Source organism: Streptomyces sp. CB02414 (genome assembly GCF_001905385.1).
Taxonomy (GTDB): Bacteria; Actinomycetota; Actinomycetes; order Streptomycetales; family Streptomycetaceae; genus Streptomyces.
This window is the reverse complement of record NZ_LIPF01000010.1, coordinates 334,293-350,650: the sequence shown is the minus strand read 5'-3', so window position 1 is coordinate 350,650 and position 16,358 is coordinate 334,293. Positions and strand designations below refer to the sequence as shown.

The 16,358-nt window shown below is 73.7% G+C and carries 14 protein-coding genes; 5 read left to right on the top strand and 9 right to left on the bottom strand.

Annotated elements, in window-relative coordinates; translation table 11 throughout:
* Window positions 1-63: 63 nt before the first annotated feature.
* Window positions 64-690 (top strand): YigZ family protein, encoded by a 627-nt coding sequence (locus AMK11_RS30900; RefSeq protein WP_073731403.1) that lies wholly within the window; start codon window positions 64-66, stop codon window positions 688-690.
* Window positions 691-704: 14 nt separating this feature from the next.
* Here the strand turns inward: AMK11_RS30900 and AMK11_RS30895 are convergent, their stop codons facing one another.
* From AMK11_RS30895 to AMK11_RS30860, 8 genes are all read right to left on the bottom strand, one after another.
* On the bottom strand, window positions 705-1,847 hold the full coding sequence (locus AMK11_RS30895) for a hypothetical protein (protein WP_073731402.1): 1,143 nt from the start codon (window positions 1,845-1,847) through the stop codon (window positions 705-707).
* A gap of 48 nt (window positions 1,848-1,895) precedes the next feature.
* Window positions 1,896-2,324, bottom strand: a complete 429-nt coding sequence (locus AMK11_RS30890; RefSeq protein WP_073731401.1) for a hypothetical protein — start codon at window positions 2,322-2,324, stop codon at window positions 1,896-1,898.
* Complete coding sequence (locus AMK11_RS30885) at window positions 2,321-3,025, bottom strand: vWA domain-containing protein (protein ID WP_073731400.1); 705 nt, start codon at window positions 3,023-3,025, stop codon at window positions 2,321-2,323. The genes AMK11_RS30890 and AMK11_RS30885 overlap by 4 nt, the downstream gene beginning before the upstream one ends.
* A 47-nt stretch (window positions 3,026-3,072) precedes the next feature.
* Window positions 3,073-4,269 (bottom strand): protein kinase domain-containing protein, encoded by a 1,197-nt coding sequence (locus tag AMK11_RS30880; RefSeq protein WP_073731399.1) that lies wholly within the window; start codon window positions 4,267-4,269, stop codon window positions 3,073-3,075.
* Window positions 4,266-5,519 carry a serine/threonine protein phosphatase gene (locus tag AMK11_RS37645; protein ID WP_241847111.1) on the bottom strand — a complete coding sequence of 418 codons (1,254 nt, stop codon included), beginning with the start codon at window positions 5,517-5,519 and terminating at the stop codon, window positions 4,266-4,268. Before AMK11_RS37645 ends, AMK11_RS30880 begins: the two co-directional genes overlap by 4 nt.
* Window positions 5,516-6,949: a hypothetical protein gene (locus AMK11_RS30870; RefSeq protein ID WP_073731398.1), complete on the bottom strand. Its 1,434-nt coding sequence runs from the start codon at window positions 6,947-6,949 to the stop codon at window positions 5,516-5,518. The genes AMK11_RS37645 and AMK11_RS30870 overlap by 4 nt, the downstream gene beginning before the upstream one ends.
* 52 nt (window positions 6,950-7,001) lie before the next feature.
* A complete protein-coding gene (locus AMK11_RS30865) occupies window positions 7,002-9,350 on the bottom strand; it encodes a hypothetical protein (protein WP_073731397.1) in 2,349 nt (782 codons plus the stop codon).
* Between the two features lie 113 nt (window positions 9,351-9,463).
* On the bottom strand, window positions 9,464-9,862 hold the full coding sequence (locus tag AMK11_RS30860; protein ID WP_073731396.1) for a hypothetical protein: 399 nt from the start codon (window positions 9,860-9,862) through the stop codon (window positions 9,464-9,466).
* A 350-nt stretch (window positions 9,863-10,212) separates the two neighbouring features.
* Between AMK11_RS30860 and AMK11_RS30855 the strand changes: the two genes are divergently transcribed.
* Together AMK11_RS30855 and AMK11_RS30850 are read left to right on the top strand one after the other, a co-directional pair.
* Window positions 10,213-11,376: an exonuclease SbcCD subunit D gene (locus tag AMK11_RS30855; protein WP_073731395.1), complete on the top strand. Its 1,164-nt coding sequence runs from the start codon at window positions 10,213-10,215 to the stop codon at window positions 11,374-11,376.
* Window positions 11,373-14,366 (top strand): AAA family ATPase, encoded by a 2,994-nt coding sequence (locus AMK11_RS30850; RefSeq protein ID WP_073731394.1) that lies wholly within the window; start codon window positions 11,373-11,375, stop codon window positions 14,364-14,366. The genes AMK11_RS30855 and AMK11_RS30850 overlap by 4 nt, the downstream gene beginning before the upstream one ends.
* Before the next feature lie 24 nt (window positions 14,367-14,390).
* Here the strand turns inward: AMK11_RS30850 and AMK11_RS30845 are convergent, their stop codons facing one another.
* Window positions 14,391-14,837, bottom strand: coding sequence for an Lrp/AsnC family transcriptional regulator (locus tag AMK11_RS30845; RefSeq protein WP_073731393.1), 447 nt, complete (start codon window positions 14,835-14,837; stop codon window positions 14,391-14,393).
* 125 nt (window positions 14,838-14,962) lie between these two features.
* Between AMK11_RS30845 and AMK11_RS30840 the strand changes: the two genes are divergently transcribed.
* Window positions 14,963-15,439: a rhodanese-like domain-containing protein gene (locus tag AMK11_RS30840; protein WP_073731392.1), complete on the top strand. Its 477-nt coding sequence runs from the start codon at window positions 14,963-14,965 to the stop codon at window positions 15,437-15,439.
* Window positions 15,440-15,509: 70 nt separating this feature from the next.
* Window positions 15,510-16,355: an SDR family oxidoreductase gene (locus tag AMK11_RS30835; protein ID WP_073731391.1), complete on the top strand. Its 846-nt coding sequence runs from the start codon at window positions 15,510-15,512 to the stop codon at window positions 16,353-16,355.
* Window positions 16,356-16,358 lie beyond the last annotated feature (3 nt).

Here is a 16,358-nt window from a genome sequence, read left to right as displayed (position 1 = left end):
CGCCGCCCCGACCAGGACGACCGCGCCGAGGGGCGGGATCCGGCGAGCGCATAGGCTGGGCGGATGCAGGACGAGTACCGCACGGTCGCCCGCGCGGGTGTGCACGAGACCGAGATCAACCGCTCCCGCTTCCTGTGCGCCCTCGCCCCGGCCGCCACCGAGCAGGAGGCCCAGGAGTTCATCGCGGGCGTGCGCAAGGAGCACGCGGACGCCACCCACAACTGCTGGGCGTACGTCATCGGGGCCGACGCCGGCGTGCAGAAGGCCAGTGACGACGGCGAGCCCGGCGGCACCGCCGGCGTCCCCATGCTCCAGATGCTGCTCCGCCGCGACATGCGCTACGTCGTCGCCGTCGTCACCCGCTACTACGGCGGGGTCAAGCTCGGCGCGGGCGGACTCATCCGCGCGTACGGCGGCGCGGTCGGCGAAGCCCTGGACGACCTGGGCACCCTCACCCGCCGCCGGTTCCGCCTGGCCACCGTGACCGTCGACCACCAGCGCGCCGGGAAGCTCCAGAACGACCTGCGCACGTCGGGACGCGCGGTGCGCGACGTCCGGTACGCCGAGGCGGTCACCATCGAGATCGGACTGCCGGAGGCCGACGTGGACACCTTCCGCGCGTGGCTCGCGGACGCCACCGCGGGATCGGCCGGGTTCGAGCTGGGCGGAGAGGCGTACGGGGACGCCTGAAACGGGCCCGGCGGTCAGGTGGGCGACGGCTCCGGGACGAGGGTCTCCTCGCCGATGCGCGTGCCCGACTGGTAGATGGTCACGACGCCGTCGTGGATCTCGTACCGGTAGACGCCGTTGCGGGCCTCGAATCCGGTGCTCGTCTCCTCCGCCTCCATGGCGATGCCGGGCTCGCGCCCGTCGCTGAACTCGCCGTAGTAGTAGAGCGCTCCGGACTCGGTGCGACACAGGGTGATCTGCTTGTTCGTCGTTCGGAACGCCTGGACCAGCTCGGCGCTCGCGCCGCCGGGAATCTCCGCCGCGATACGAGCCGGGCAGTCGGCCGCCGTGCGGGTGTCGCCCGAGCCGGACGAGTCGTCACCCGAGTCGAAGACACCGTCGCAGCCGCGGGCCAGCAGGCCGAGCACGAACAGGACCAGGACGAAGCCCAGACAGCCGGTCCCGCATCCGCCCTGCTTGGCGGGCCGGGGAGGGGTGCCGCGCGGTTTGGGGCTGGGCGTGCGGACCGGGTCCGGGCGTCGCGGTGGGGGAGTCGGCGTGGGCGTCGGGGCCGGGCGATAGCCCGTGCCGGAGGAAGGGAAGAAGACCCCTGCTTCGCTCCGCGGCCGAGTGACGCCCGAGGCGGTGCCCGGTCGTGGACGCGACGACGCGGCCGCGGCACCGGATGAGCCGGGGCGCGAGGGGCCGGGTGTGGCGCGGCTCGCCGGAGCGGCCGGCGTCGACCGCTTCGGCGAAGGCTTCTTGGGCGGAGTCCCGGCGGGCGTGGCCTTCTTCCCGGGCGACTTCTTCGCGGACGCCGACGGCTTCGGCGCCGTCTTCTTCGCCGACGAACGCCAGCCGGTACCGCACACGATGCAGGACAGGTCCGTGCGCGCGTTGTTCGTGTCGCACTTCGCGCAACGCCAGTTTCCGGCCGGGCGCCCTCCGCCGCCCGGCCGCTTGGCGGCGGGGCGGGCGGGGCCCGTCGGCTTCGACGTCGCCTTCGCAGCCGGTTCGGGCGTCGGCTTCGCCGCGCCCTTCCCGGTGGCCCGGCCGGCCGGCGGGGCCTTGGCCGACGCGGCACCGCGCCGGGTGCCGCCGCAGGCCTCGCAGAACGCCTCCGCGGGGCCGTTGTACGTGTCGCAGTCCGCGCAACGCCAGTTGGCCGATGCCGCCACCCGCCGCGCCCTCCTCTTCCCTCGTCCCGTCCGGCCGGTGCCGGACCGTCAGCCGGTGTCCTCGGCGACACGGGTCATCACGGTTCCGAACAGTTCCTCCGTGGCCGCCCCCGCAGGCGCCGTGACCCACTCCGGCGCGTCCTGCGGCACCCGTTCCAGTGGCTCCTCCTCGGGGCCCTCCTCACGGTGGTCGGGGACGCCGAAGCGGCGGCGCAACAGATCGGTGTACTCCTCCGCCTCGGGAACCCGGTCCGGCGGGACGTCCACCCGGACCACGACGAGCCCGGGGGTCGGCCCCTCACGCACGGCAAGCTGGAAGATCCACTGGCACCATCCGTCCGCGCCCTGCGGGACCAGCCTGACGTGGGCGCAGTGGCGCACGTGCGTCTCGAAGCCGCAGAACCGGACCCAGTGGAAGGACAACCGTCCCGTGGCCTCGTCGCACTCCAGCCGGAAGTCCGGCCAGTCGAGCCTCACAGACTGTTCGCGATCGTCTCGATGATCTCGTCCATCTCGAACTCCTCGAGACCTTGACCCGCCTTGGACGCGAAGTGCAGCGTCAGGTCCCACTCCTCGGCGATCGGATCGGACCAGGGCGCCTGTTCAGGCGCGAACAGCACCAGCCGCTTCGCGGACTGCTCCATGACCGCCGTCTGGCTGCGGGCGTACCCCCACTGCTCGAACAGGTCGTCCAGGCTGCGCGGGATCTCAGCCGGGTACGACGGAACGGAGGCGTGGGCGCCCAGCGGGTGGGCCGGAGCGTCGGTGAACATCACGATGACGTGGCGGCGTCGGTCCAGCCCCGTCTCCCACGGCGAGTTGACGGCCAGCGCGAGCGCCTCCAGACCGGACTCGGGAATGTCGCCGCCTCCGGACGCGTCGATGCCGCGGACGAACTCCTCGAAGTCGCGCGCCTGTTCGGGCAGCCGCAGGAAACCGGTCTGCTGGATGGCGTCCGAGGCGTCCTCGCCGAAGTCGCGGAAGGCGATCACCTTCAGCCGCAGCTGGCTGATCGCTTTGCCCTTCTTGCCCATCACGTCGTTGAGCCGGTCGTGGAACTGCAGGGCGCTCGACTTCACGTTGTCGAGGACGGGGAACATGCTGCCCGTCGCGTCGACGCACAGCACGATGTCGACGGCGTACTGCAGATTTCCCTGGTACTGCTCGATGTTGCTCATACGGGACTCTCCTGGTCGTTCGGATGGGTCGGGCGCGCGGCGAGAGGTCACGAAGGGCCGGAGCGGGGGCGCCGGTGACCGAGGTTGATGCGGACGCGGGAGGAACGTGCCCCGGATGCTCCGGCCGACGGGGTTGCCGGGGTGGCGGGCGGTGCGGCGGAATCGTCCTCGACCGGGGACGGCGGGGACGGCGGGGTTGCGCCGGCCGGGCCCGCGGTGCGCGGACGCGGTGTCAGGTTGGCCTTGATCCGGCTGGTGCGCGGCCCGGACCCGGCGGGCTTGGCGGTACCCGGCTCGGTTTCGGTGGCAGGCACCGCAGGCTTCTTCGGCCCGCTGGTGCCCGGGCGCCGTGGCTGGAGGGCACACACCTTCGGGTCGGCCAGCGCTTTCAGGAACGCTGCCATCCGTGGTCGGGCGCCGGGGGTCCGGGCCGTCATGGCACGCAGCAGGCCCAGCATGGCGTCCGACAACCGGGTGTCCAGTTCCAGGTGGTCACCCGCGTTGACGGCGTCCGCGGGGGAGCCGTACCGGTCGTCGAGGTGCGGCAGTTCACCCGTGAGATACAGGTGGGTCATCAGGCCGAGAGCGAAGACGTCAGCCGCACAGGTCAGGTGCCGCGGGCCCACCGAGTCGTCGCGCTGCATGTAGCGGCGCCACTCCGGGGCCCCGTACACCGAGTCACCCGCGATGTCGTCGGGCTCCGGCGGGCTTCCGGACACGTAGGAGTCGTCGAAGTCGATCAGCTTCGCCGTGTGGAAGGCGGCGCCGTCCCGCTTCTGCACCAGCACGTTCAGCGGCTTGAGATCGCCGTGCACGACGTCGATGTCGTGCAGCTGCTTGAGGCTCATGCCGAGTGTCTTGAGCAGCACCATCTTCTGCCGGGGCTCCAGCGCCTGCGGCTTCTCCAGGCTGGAGGTGTCGATCCGCTCGGTGACCTTGTAATAGGTGCTGCCCTCGTGGAAGAAGTCCGTGGCCAGCACCAGGTTGCCGCCGCCGCGTGCGTCGGGACGCAACCGCTTCATGATCGTGCGGTGCCGGTTCTCGAACTCGCGGGCCACCTGCCGGCGGATGCGCACGCTCGGTGATTCCGCCGCGTCGTCCCGAGGCCGCTTGGGCTCCAGGAACCGCTTGATGAAGTACTGGTGGCCGTCCTTCTCGGCGAACGCCCATATGCATTTGCCGCCGTTGGCGTTCGTGGGCTCGCTCGTGATGCGGTAGCCCCCGATGACATCGCCCTGCTTCATGCGTGCTCCTCGGGTGCCAGGGGCAGGTGGGTCTCGTAGTCGGGGCGGTAGGTGTGCCAGGTGCTGTCCTGCCAGGCACGGACCCTGGCCGGCAGCTCCGCCGGGTCCTCCGGCGCGGCCGGTCCGCCTCCGGTCTCTCCCGCGGTGGCGGACAGACGGTCCAGGCCCTGCGGACGACTGCGGACGTACCGGGCGGTCACCTCCTCCAAACGGGGCCAGAACTGCGCCCGCAGGTCCTTGAAGCCGTGGTAGCCGAGTGCCACGACGGCCAGCGAGGCGTCGTCCGCGGTGTAGCCCTGCACCTCCCGGCGTACCCGGTCGGCCCACTCGTCCCCGTTGTGTGCCTCGCGCATGGTCCGCAGCAGCAGCGACTCGAAATCCGCCGGGGTGTGCACATAGCCGAAGAACCCGTCGGTGGCGGTCACCAGGACACAGGGCAGCGGATACGTCAGCCGCTGGCTGTCCACCGTGAAGTCACGGTCCGCGCAGACCAGATTGGTCATCGGCGGATCGGTCCGCAACAGTTCCAGGGCGTCGGCCTCCCGGGTGTGGTCGCGGGTGAGGACCTGAAGCCCGGCTCCGGGACTGAGCACGTAGGCGCGCGAGTCGCCTGCCCACAGTGGCCGCAGTTCCAGCTCCGGCTCGTCACGGGCGGGCGCCAGCCGGTAGTGCAGCGCCGCGAGGGTCGTCGGCAACCGACGGCGCATGGTGCCGCTGATCTTGCTACGGCGCTGGGGAGCGTGTTCCAGGAAGTACTGGAGGTACTCGCACAGCCTCTCCGGCGCGGCCGTCTCGGCGTCCTCGGCCACTTCGTGGAACCAGACGTCCGTGGCCAGCCGCGCCACCCGGGCGCCTACCCAGGCGCCGGTGCGGGAGTTCCCGTCGGCGGCCTGCCACGCCGGTGCCGCCCCGGAGCCGCCGGACCCGTCGAACACCGCGAGCAGCCCCTGGGAACTGGGCCTGTGATGGGCGATGAACGGCTCCGCGTCCTCGCCGCGGCCCGGTACTCGCTCGGTCCACACGGACATGGCCAGCAGTCCCTGCTGGTCGTCGTCCACGCACCAGATCCGCTGGGGCACCGGTCGAGTGCCCGGCCCGCCCTCCGCCCCGGGCAGGGGAGCACCGAGCGGGGTGGAAGGTCCCTGGCCGACGGGTGACGGGAGGGGAGCCCGGTGCCGGGGGAGCGGCGGCCGGGTGGCCGGGTACCCGTGGGGCACGCCCGTCGGGGCCGGGCGGTCGTGGTCGGTCATCGTGTTTCTCCCTCACGCGTGCCGGTGCCGGGCCCGCCGGGGCGGGGGCGCTTGGCGGTCCCGCGAACGCGGCTGCGCCGGGGACCGGGATCGTCGCCGGGGCGGGCGGGGCCGTCGGCGGTGCGGGCGACCCCCGATCCGTCGTGGGGCGGCGCGCTGGTACCGCCCCGGCCCGGGGGCACGCGACCACCGCCCCTGTGGCTGCCGTCCCCGTGGGCACCGTCGACGGGGCCGCCTTCCTCGCGGTCCGATCCAGTGCGGCCGGCAGTGGTGCCGTCGGCACGACGGTCCCACGACCGGGCGTCCGACGGTCCGCCGAAAGCGTCCGGCAGCGGCTCGTCCTCGGGGGGCGCCGCCGCGCCCCCCGGCGGCCGGCCGGCCGTGCCGGAGAGGCGGGCGCGAGCCGTGCCGGCGCTCCTGTCCTCGGGGCGGGAGCCGCCGCGGTCGTGGTCGGCGGCCTCGTGGCGGCCGCGGAGCACTTCGCCCCTGAGCGGTCCGCGCTCACGGTCGCGCCCGGTCAGATCCGCGCCGTCGCTCTCGCCGGAACCGGGCTCCAGGGGACGGGCGAGACTACCCCTCAGCCGTCCGCGCCGGGTAGTCGCGGTCTCGAACAGACCGTCACCGTCGCGAAGGACCTCGTCGAGGACGGCACGTTCCAGTTCCGCCTGCTCGAACGGCTCGCGGTCGGCGTCGCCGCGCTCCAGGACCATGCGCATGACCTCGCGCCGGACCTCCCGCTTCTCCGCCTCGCCCTTCTCGATCCAGGCGAGGGCGGCGCGTGCCCCCTCCTTCTCCATGATCTCGGCGATCAGGCCGTCGACGCCCTCCTCACGCATCATGTCCAGATGCCGCCTGCGGCGCATGCCGTCCAGCCGGGTCTCGCGCACGACGTCGCGAAACTCACGCCCGGCGGTCGCGATCTCGTCCTCGTCGACGAGGAGTTCGATCTGGATGTTGCGCAACCGCACCGCGTCATCGCCGCCGAACCCGGCCAGAGAGGCGTTGAGAGCCATCTCCGCCTCGTGGAACTCGGCGATGTCGTAGTCCCGGGCCACCGTGCGCAACGCTTTGCGCAGGTAGCCGTAAAGGGCACCGCTCATGTCGCGGATGCCCCGCGCGACCACCTTGGCAGGATCGGCGACCCGGCACACGAGGTCCACCCGGCTGCGGAAGCTGAACGTGGGGTCGCGGCTGAGCAGCGGGATGTCCAGGACGAGCCGGTGCTCGGTCATGTCGACCGTGAACACGGTGCTGTACACCCCGAACCGTGACGAGGGGATCTCCTCTCCGCTGCGAATCGTCAGCGAGGGACCGCTGTCCCGGACCAGGACCAGGGCCCGGCCGGGAGTCGGCGGCCGCAGTGGGCTGGTCAGCCGCCACCTGGGCAGTTCCTCGCTGCCCAGGATCGGATCGTAGGTCTGCTCCTCCATGTGTCCCCCTCTCTTTCCGGTGCCGCGGGCCTCGCGGTGCGCGCGGGGCGGGTCACCGGTCCCGGTCGAGCGTGTGCAGCAGGCCGGCGGCGTTGGCGGACGGGCTCCTGCGGTCAGCGGCCCACTTCTCCAGCCACCACGTCAGCCGCTCCCGGTGCCGTCCGGGACGGCGGGCGACGGAGAGCAGGAGTACGCCGATGGCCTCCAAAGCACCGGGACAGGCGTCGGCATAGTCGTCGATCCAGTCGCGCAGGGCGTCCAGCGCGGCGTCCTGCACCGGCTTGCGGGCCAGGGCGCGTGCCCAGAGCTCCGCGAGCCGTTCGGGGTACCGCGGAAGTTCGGACAGCAGGACGGGAACGCCGGGTACCCGTGTGCGGTCGGCGTCGGTCCCGGCCGCGTCGACGACCGGCTCCTCGTAGGGCACCGACACGGCGAACACGAACGCGGACAGTGACTTGACGACCATCGGCGACAGGTCCTGCGGCTCCGACCACTCCAGATAGGCGTCCAGCAGGGCCGCCGTCTGCCTTTGGTGGACGAGATGGACTCCTCCCCATGCCACCGCGGGCAGAGTGCCCCAGTCGCCCTCCCGGTCCAGCGCGGCGCGCAGGACGACCACGGCCCGCTCGGGCGCGGTGCGGCCCAGTAGCCCGCCCACGGCGTTGGCCGCCGTGCCGGCCAGGCGCCGCTGGTAGGCGGAGGCGTCCCCCCGCGCCCAGCGGTGCAGCAGTTCCCACACCGCCTCGGCGGTCTCCGGCCGGCTGCCCGCCACGCCCAGCGCGGTGGCGGCGGCCTGGCGCAGCGGCCAGGACGTGCTGCCCGCCCAGGTGGTCAGAAAGCGGTGCACGGCGTAGTGCGGGTCGGCGAGGGCCAGTACCCCGGCCGCGACGGCGGCCCGGGCACGCACCTGAAGGTCGGTGTGGTTCAGCAGCCGACGCAGCCACTGGAGGATGGCGTCGCGGCGCCCGTCGAGCGCGTTCCAGGCGTAGGCGAGGATGGTCTGGGCCAGCAGTGCGTTGCGAAAGCGGACCCGTGGCGGGCCTGGCGCGAGCCGGCTCTCGTCGGGCAGCTCGAGTCGGATCCACTGCTGTTCGTGCCCGAGCCGGTCGGCGAACCGCAGGTCGGGCGGGGCGGTATCGGGCTCCGTCAGGGCCGCTCGCAGGTGCACCGCGGCCTCCGCGACGGTGAGATAGCCGCATTCCTCGAGGACGGCCGCGGCAAGGGCGAAGGCGACCGCCTCCGGTTCGCGGTAGCGGTTGAACCAGGCGCGTACCTGCTCACTGGGGTCGCGCAGCTGGGCCACCGCCGCGGTCACGTCGCCGTCCGCGCGGATCACGGAGGCCAGCCGCGCGGCGTTGCGCGCCGCGGGCTGTTCGCGCAGCGCCGTGGTCGCGCCGGTGCGTTCCAGCAGGGCGTGAAGTTCGGCACGGGCGTCCGGGCCGCCGCCGTGACCGAGGACGCGCCGTTCGACGAGCGCCAGGGGGTCGACAGGGGTGACAGGGTGCCGGGCCACCTGGTCGCCGCCGGGGCCGGCCGCCAGGACCTCCAGGTCGTGTCCGCCGGTCAGCACCAGGAGGCAGTCGGCGGAGCGCAGCGCGGAGACCACCGAGGCCCACTGGCCCGCACCGCCGGAGGTGCCGAAGGCGGCCGCGAACTCGCGCAGTCCGTCAGGTCCGTCCTCGAGGACCGCGAGATATCCGGCGTCCTTCACCGGTGGTTCCCAGCCCGCCCGCAGTACGGCCGACGGTGTCAGCAGCCAGTGGCATCCTCCCGCACCGCCGTCCTCCATGACCTGGGCCTCGGCGAGGAGATTCACGGCGGTCGCCTCCCGCCCGCTGCCGGGCGGGCCGGTCAGCACCAGCACCCGCCGCTCGCGCAGCGCGTCCACGGCCTCCTCGTATCCGTCGGGTGGCAGGAAGAGTTCGGTGTGGCCGGTGAGTTCGGCCGAGTCCATGGCGGACGCCGGTGCCACGGCCGGACCGCTCGCGCCGGCGCGGGTGCCTCCGGGGTGGAATCCGCCACCGAAGGTGACGCTGTCGTTGAACAGCGCGAGGGTGCCGATGCGGGTGCCGGAGGCGTCGGCGTTCAGTCTCCGGGCGATCTCGTCGGCGAGGGCCCCGGCCCGCAGCGCCTCGTGCCGTTCGGCGTCGTCGCGTCCGCTGCCGTCGACGAGCAGGCGCAGCGCGTCCTGCTCGCTGACCGGCCCGTCGTGCTCCTCGGCGTCGACGCGCGGTCCGGCGCCGGGCGCCTCGTCGCCCTTCCGGTTCTCCGGCGACTCCTTCTCGTCGGCGGGGTCGCGTCGGGTGTCCGTCTCCCCCCGGGGTGCCTCTCCGTGTCCGGGCGTGCCCCGGCCGCCCGGGAATCCCCGGGACGTCTCCCCGGCGGGGGTGTCCTCACTCATGGTGCTTTTCGGCCTTCACGTCGGCGGCGGGATGTGGACACGCACGGTCATGTGCGAACGCGGGCGGTCGTCCGGCTGTGGCGCCGGCGCCGACCCGCGGGACCGAGCCGGCCCTACGACGTGGTCCAGTCCCCTTGCACCTCGACCTTGCCGTTGAACACCTGGGCGTTCTTGATCAGCGCCGCGCTGATCTGCGCCCCGTTGCGGCCCTGGGCGGCGACGGCCTCGTCGACCAACCGCCGGATCTCGGTCTCGAATCCCGAGTCGAGCAACATGTGAGCGGCGAGCTGACGCTCCAACTGCTGCTGGGCGTCCTCGTCGTCGGGTGTACGCGCCACCTGGTCCAGGGCGCCCTCGGCCTGCGTATTGCCGCGGAACCGTGCGCGGATGCGCTCGACGAGTCGTGCACCCCCGCTCCAGCCGGACCGGCCGGCCTCCTGGCCCGCCGACTCGAGCGCTCCCTTGACCACGAGCGCTACGCCTGCTGCCGCGACGGCCGTCACCGGATCCATGTTCTCCCCCGTGTTCTGCTGAAACAGGGAGCCAATCTAGGAGCAGAGGCTGACGCTGTGCAGCGCTTCTTCACGCAATGACTGAAAGTCGCCCAACCCCGTGCGCGTCCTGACCAGTGCAGCACCCTCCGTGACCACATTCTGTTCCGATGTGAAGTGGTGAAGTGGTGAAGTGGCGGAGTGCTGTGTCGGTGTGCGTGTCGGCCGATGCCGGACCGCGATGCGAGGTCAATGGTGAACCGGGTGCCGACAGGCGTTAGCGTGGTGGGTGCCGGCCCGGGCCTCCCGTGCCGGTTTGTGCTGGTTCTTGGGGCTGTTACCGAGAGAAATATGCAGGTCAGGGCCGTTTGATGAAATTGCTGCACACTTCCGACTGGCACCTCGGCCGGGCGTTCCACCGGGTGAACATGCTCGGCGTCCAGGCCGGGTTCGTCGACCACCTCGTCGAGACCGTGCGCGAGCACGGCGTCGAGGCCGTGGTCGTGTCGGGAGACGTGTACGACCGGGCGGTCCCGCCGCTCGCCGCGGTCGAGCTGTTCGACGACGCCCTGCACCGCCTCGCCGGCCTCGGCGTGCCCACGGTGATGATCTCCGGGAACCACGACTCGGCCCGCCGCCTCGGCGTCGGCGCCGGGCTCATCGACCGTGCCGGCATCCACCTGCGCACCGACCCGGCGGGGTGCGGGTCGCCGGTGGTGCTGCACGACGCGCACGGCGACGTGGCCTTCTACGGGCTGCCTTACCTGGAACCGGCCCTCGTGAAGGCCGAGTTCGGGGTGGAGAAGGCCGGTCACGAGGCCGTTCTCGCCGCCGCCATGGACCGGGTCCGGGCCGACCTCGCCACGCGCGCGCGGGGCACCCGTTCCGTCGTCCTCGCGCACGCCTTCGTCACCGGCGGCGAGCAGAGCGACAGCGAGCGGGACATCACCGTCGGCGGAGTCGCCGCCGTGCCCTGTGGCGTCTTCGACGGCGTCGACTACGTGGCACTCGGCCACCTCCACGGCTGTCAGACCCTCACCGGGCGCGTCCGCTACTCCGGCTCCCCCCTGCCGTACTCCTTCTCCGAGGCCGCGCACCGCAAGAGCATGTGGCTCGTCGACCTGGACGCCGACAGTACGGTCACCGCCGAACGCGTCGACTGCCCGGTGCCGCGCGCGCTGGCCCGTCTGCGCGGCACCCTGGAAGAGCTGCTCGCCGACCCGGAGCTCACCGCGCACGAGGAGGCGTGGGTCGAGGCGACCCTCACCGACGCGGTCCGCCCGGCCGAGCCCATGGCCCGGCTCACCGAGCGCTTCCCGCACACCCTGAGCCTCGTCTTCGATCCCGAGCGCGCCCCGGACGACCCGGCGGTGTCCTACGCGCGGCGTCTCGCCGGCCGCAGCGACCAGCAGATCGCCGAGGACTTCGTGAGCCACGTGCGCGGCGCCGGACCCGACGACCACGAACAGACCGTGCTGCGGGACGCCTTCGACGCGGTGCGCGCCGACGACACCCTGCGGGAGGTGGCCCGGTGAGACTGCACCGGCTCGACATCACCGCCTTCGGGCCCTTCGGCGGATCGCAGAGCGTCGACTTCGACGACCTGTCGGCCGCCGGCCTCTTCCTGCTCCACGGACCGACCGGCGCGGGCAAGACCTCCGTTCTCGACGCCGTCTGCTACGCGCTGTACGGCTCGGTGCCCGGCGCCCGCCAGAGCGGCCAGGGCATGACCCTGCGCAGCGACCACGCGCCCGTCGGCACCCGCACCGAGGTGCGCCTCGAACTCACCGTCGCCGGACGGCGGCTGGAGGTCACCCGGCAGCCGCCCTGGGAGCGGCCGAAGAAGAAGGGGGTCGGCACCACCGTCGACAAGGCCCAGACCTGGCTGCGCGAGTACGACGCGGGCACTGGGGCCTGGAAGGACCTCAGCCGCTCCCACCAGGAGATCGGCGAGGAGATCACCCAGCTGCTCGGCATGAGCCGCGAGCAGTTCTGCCAGGTCGTGCTGTTGCCGCAGGGCGACTTCGCGCGCTTCCTGCGCGCCGACGCGGAGGCCCGCGGCAAGCTGCTCGGCCGGCTCTTCGACACCCGGCGCTTCGCCGAGGTCGAGAAGCGCCTCGCCGAGCGGCGCCGCGCGACGGAGGCACGGGTGCGCGAGGGCGACGCCGCGCTGCTGGCCGATGCCCACCGGATGCAGCAGGCCGCCGGCGGGGCCATGGAACTGCCGGAACTGGCCCCGGGCGAGCCCGGCCTGGCCGAGACCGTGCTGGGCGCCGCCGCCGTCGCCCGCTCCACGGCCAGGGAGCTGCTGGCCGTCGCCGACAGCCGGCTCGCCGCCGCCGAGTCCGCCCAGGCCGCCGCCGAGCGGGACCTGGACGGCGTACGGGAACTGGACCGGCTGCAGCGGCGGTTCGCCGATGCCAGGGAGTGGGCGGGGCGGCTGGCCGAGCGGGCCGACGCCCACCGCGCGGCGCAGGAGCGCATGCGGCGCAGCCGGAAGGCCGAGGCGGTGGCCCCGGCCCTGGAGCTGCGGGACGCCGCCGACGCCGAACACCGGCGGGCGGCGGACGCGGAGACCCGCGCGCGTGCCCTGCTCCCGGACGACCTCGCGGACGCCGGTACCGCCGGGCTGGCCGCCGCCGCGCGCCGGGCCGCCCAGGAGCTGGGCGGCCTCGACTCCGCCCGGCGGGCCGAGCAGCGCCTCGCCGGGCTGACCGAGGAGCGGGCCGGACTGGACCGCCAGGAACGCGCCGACGACGAGGCCCTGCGGGAGGCGGAGGCCTGGCTGGCCGACTGGGAGCCGGCCCGTGACCGGCTCCAGGCACGCGTCAAGCACGCCCAGGAGGCCGCGACCCGTGCCGAACCGCTCGCCGAGCGGCGCGACCCGGCCCGGCGCCGGCTGCAGGCCGCCCGGCAGCGGGACCGGTTCGCGCTGGACACGGAGGAGGCGGGGCGGCAGGCGCTGGTCTCGGCCGAGCGTGCCGTCGAGGCCCGTGCCCAGTGGCTCGACCTCAAGGAACAGCGGCTGGCCGGCATCGCCGCCGAGCTCGCCGCCGACCTCACCGACGGCGCGCCGTGCGCGGTGTGCGGAGCCACCGAACACCCCGCCCCCGCCCGGAAGGTCGCCGGGCACGTCGACCGCGCGGCCGAGGAGCGCGCGCTCGCCGCCCACCAGAAGGCCGAGGAGCGCCGCGCGGAGGCCGAACGGCGCCTGGGCACCGTACGGGAGGCACTGGCCGCCGCCACGGCGGAGGCCGGGGACGCGACCACCGCACGGCTCGCCGAGGAGGCCGAGGAACTGGAGCGGCTGTACTCGGAAGCGCGGGCGGCCGCCTCCGGACTGCACGCCGCGCAGGAGGAGCTGCGCCGGGCGGAGCAGGAACGCGAGCGGAGGATCGCGGCCCAGCAGCAGGCGGCCGTACGGACCGCCTCCCGGGTCGCCAACCGGGAACGGCTGGAGACGGAACGGGCTGCGCTGGAGGAGGAGTTGGTGCGGGCCCGCGGCACCGCCGGCAGCGTGGCGGCCCGGGCCGCGCAGCTCGAACGCCGGGCCGCGCTGCTCACCGAGGCCGCCGACACCTCCCGGGCCGCCGAGGACACGGCGCAGCGGCTCAAGGACGCCGACGCCCGCCTGTCCGACGCCGCCTACCGCGCGGGCTTCGACACCCCGCGCGAAGCCGCCGCCGCGCTGCTCGACGACGACGCCCACCGCGAACTGCAGCGCCGGCTCGACGCCTGGGACGCGGAGGAGGCCGCCGTCCACGCCGTCCTCACCGAGGCCGACACCGCCGCCGCGGCCCAGCGCCCGCCCGCCGACCCGGCCGCGGCCGAACGCGCCGCCGCCGACGCCGGCCGCCGCCTGCGCGACGCCGCATCGGCCCGCGACGCCGCCGCCCGGCGCTGCGCCGAGCTGGACCGGCTCTCCGACCGTGCCACCACCTCCGTGCACGGCCTCGCCCCGCTGCGACAGGAACACGACCGCGTCGCCCGGCTCGCCACCCTGACCGCGGGCACCTCGGCGGAGAACGAACGCCGGATGCGCCTGGAGTCCTACGTCCTGGCGGCCCGCCTCGAACAGGTCGCCGCCGCCGCCACCGCCCGCCTGCGGCGCATGTCCTCCGGCCGCTACACCCTCGTCCACTCCGACGACCGGACCGGACGCGGCCGCAGCGGCCTCGGACTGCACGTCGTCGACGCCTGGACCGGCCGCGAGCGCGACACGGCCACACTCTCCGGCGGCGAGACGTTCTTCGCCTCCCTCGCCCTCGCGCTGGGCCTCGCCGACGTCGTCACGGACGAGGCCGGCGGAGTGCGTCTGGACACCCTCTTCATCGACGAGGGCTTCGGCAGCCTCGACGACCAGACCCTCGACGAGGTCCTCGACGTACTCGACGCACTGCGCGAGCGGGACCGCAGCGTCGGCATCGTCAGCCACGTCGCCGACCTCCGCCGGCGCGTCCACGCCCAGCTGGAGGTCGTGAAGGGACGGTCGGGGTCGGTGCTGCGGCAGCGGGGCACCGGCTGAGGAATCCGGCCGACCGGGCCGTACTCAGCGGCCCAGCGGCCGGCGGGGGAGCGGCGAGGAGTAGACGACGCTCGTGGTGACCGACCCCAGCGCGCTGATCCGGCCGGACACCTCTTCCAGGTGCCGCATCGAACGGGCCGCGACCTTGATGACGAAGCAGTCGTCCCCCGTCACGTGGTGCGCCTCCAGGATCTCGGGCGTGACCGCCACCAGGTCGTGGAACGGCTTGTAGTTGGCGACCGGGTAGCGCAGCCGCACGAAGGCCAGGATCGGCAGCCCCAGCCGCTCCGGGTCGACGACCGCCGCGTACCCCTGGATGATCCCCGCCTCCTCCATCCGGCGCACCCGCTCGGTCACCGCGCTGGCGGACATCGAGACGGCACGCGCCAACTCCGCGTACCCCGCCCGCCCGTTGCGCTGGAGGGCGTCCAGGATGAGCCAGTCGGTGGGGTCCGGGGTATACGTCGTCATCCGGCAGAAGTACCAGTGAATCACCGGCGGAGGCAAGGACAGGCCGGGGAATCTCACTTCTGGTGATCTGCTCGCCGAACATAGGTTTGCGGCCAGGAGATCCACCGAGGAAAGGCCGGAAGACGATGACCGCCACCCCCGCGAACCCCGTCCTGCGCGTCGCCCCCGCGCGCCCCGCCGAAGCCGCCGCGTACTTCCGCGCGAGCCTCGCCTTCCACACCGACGTCTCGGACGTCGCCGCCGCGCTCGCGGCCGGCGGCGACCCGGGATTCGTCCTCGTGGACATCCGCTCCACCGAGTCCTGGGACCAGGGGCACATCCCCGGCGCCGTTCACCTGCCTACGGCGCTCATCGCCGAACAGGCCGGCCGGCTCCTCGACCGCGACGTACCGGTCGTGACGTACTGCTGGGGCCCCGGCTGCAACGGCGCGACGCGCGCCGCCCTCGCCCTCGCGGAACTCGGTTACCAGGTCAAGGAGATGCTCGGAGGCTTCGAGTACTGGGTGCGTGAGGGGTTCACCCACGAGACGTGGGAGGGCGCCGCGCGCCGCGCCGCCGACCCCCTGACCGTCCCGGTGGACGCGGCCGACTGCGGCTGCTGACGGGCGGGCGATCCGCGCCGCGGTGATATTGGAATGCGCACCGGCGGCGCGCCGCCCATGATGGGTGCCCATGCCCCGACTTCCGCATCCCACCCCCGAAGAGCTGCGCCGCGCCCCCTTGCCCCTGCGCGGCCGCACCGCCCTCGTCACCGGCGCCAGCCGGCGCGGCGGCATCGGCCACGCCGTGGCCCGGCGGCTCGCCGCGTACGGGGCCAGTGTCTACCTGCACCACCACGTCCCGCACGACGCCGCCATGCCCTGGGGCGCCGACCGGCCCGAGGACGTCGCCGCCTCCGTGCGCGCCGCGCTCGGCGACCCGGACGCCACCGTGGTGGCCGGCCCCGGCGACCTGGCCGACCCCGCCGCACCGGGCGAACTCCTCGCCACGGCCGCCGAAGCGCTCGGCGGGCGGCTGGACGTCCTGATCGCCAACCACGCCCTCAGCGGCTCCGACGGCACCCTCGACACGATCGACGCCGCGATGCTCGACGCGCACTGGCAGGTCGACACCCGCTCGGTGCTGCTCCTCGTCCAGGCCTACGCCCGGCACCGCGCCGCGCTGCCGCCCCGCACGCCCGGCGGACGCGTCGTGATGATGACCTCCGGCCAGGACATCGCGGGCGGCATGCCCGGCGAGATCGCCTACGCGCTGCAGAAGGGCGCCCTCGCCTCGATCACCCGTTCCCTGTCCACGGCTCTCGCCGAACACGCGGTCACCGTGAACGCGGTCAACCCCGGGCCCGTGGACACCGACTACATGACCGGCGAGGACTACGACGCCATCGCCGCGCTCTTCCCCGCCGGGCGGTGGGGCATGCCCGACGACCCGGCCCGCCTCGTCGCGTGGCTCACCACGGACGAGGCGGAGTGGGTCACCGGCCAGGTCGTCGACTCGGAGGGCGGCTTCCGGCGCTGAGCG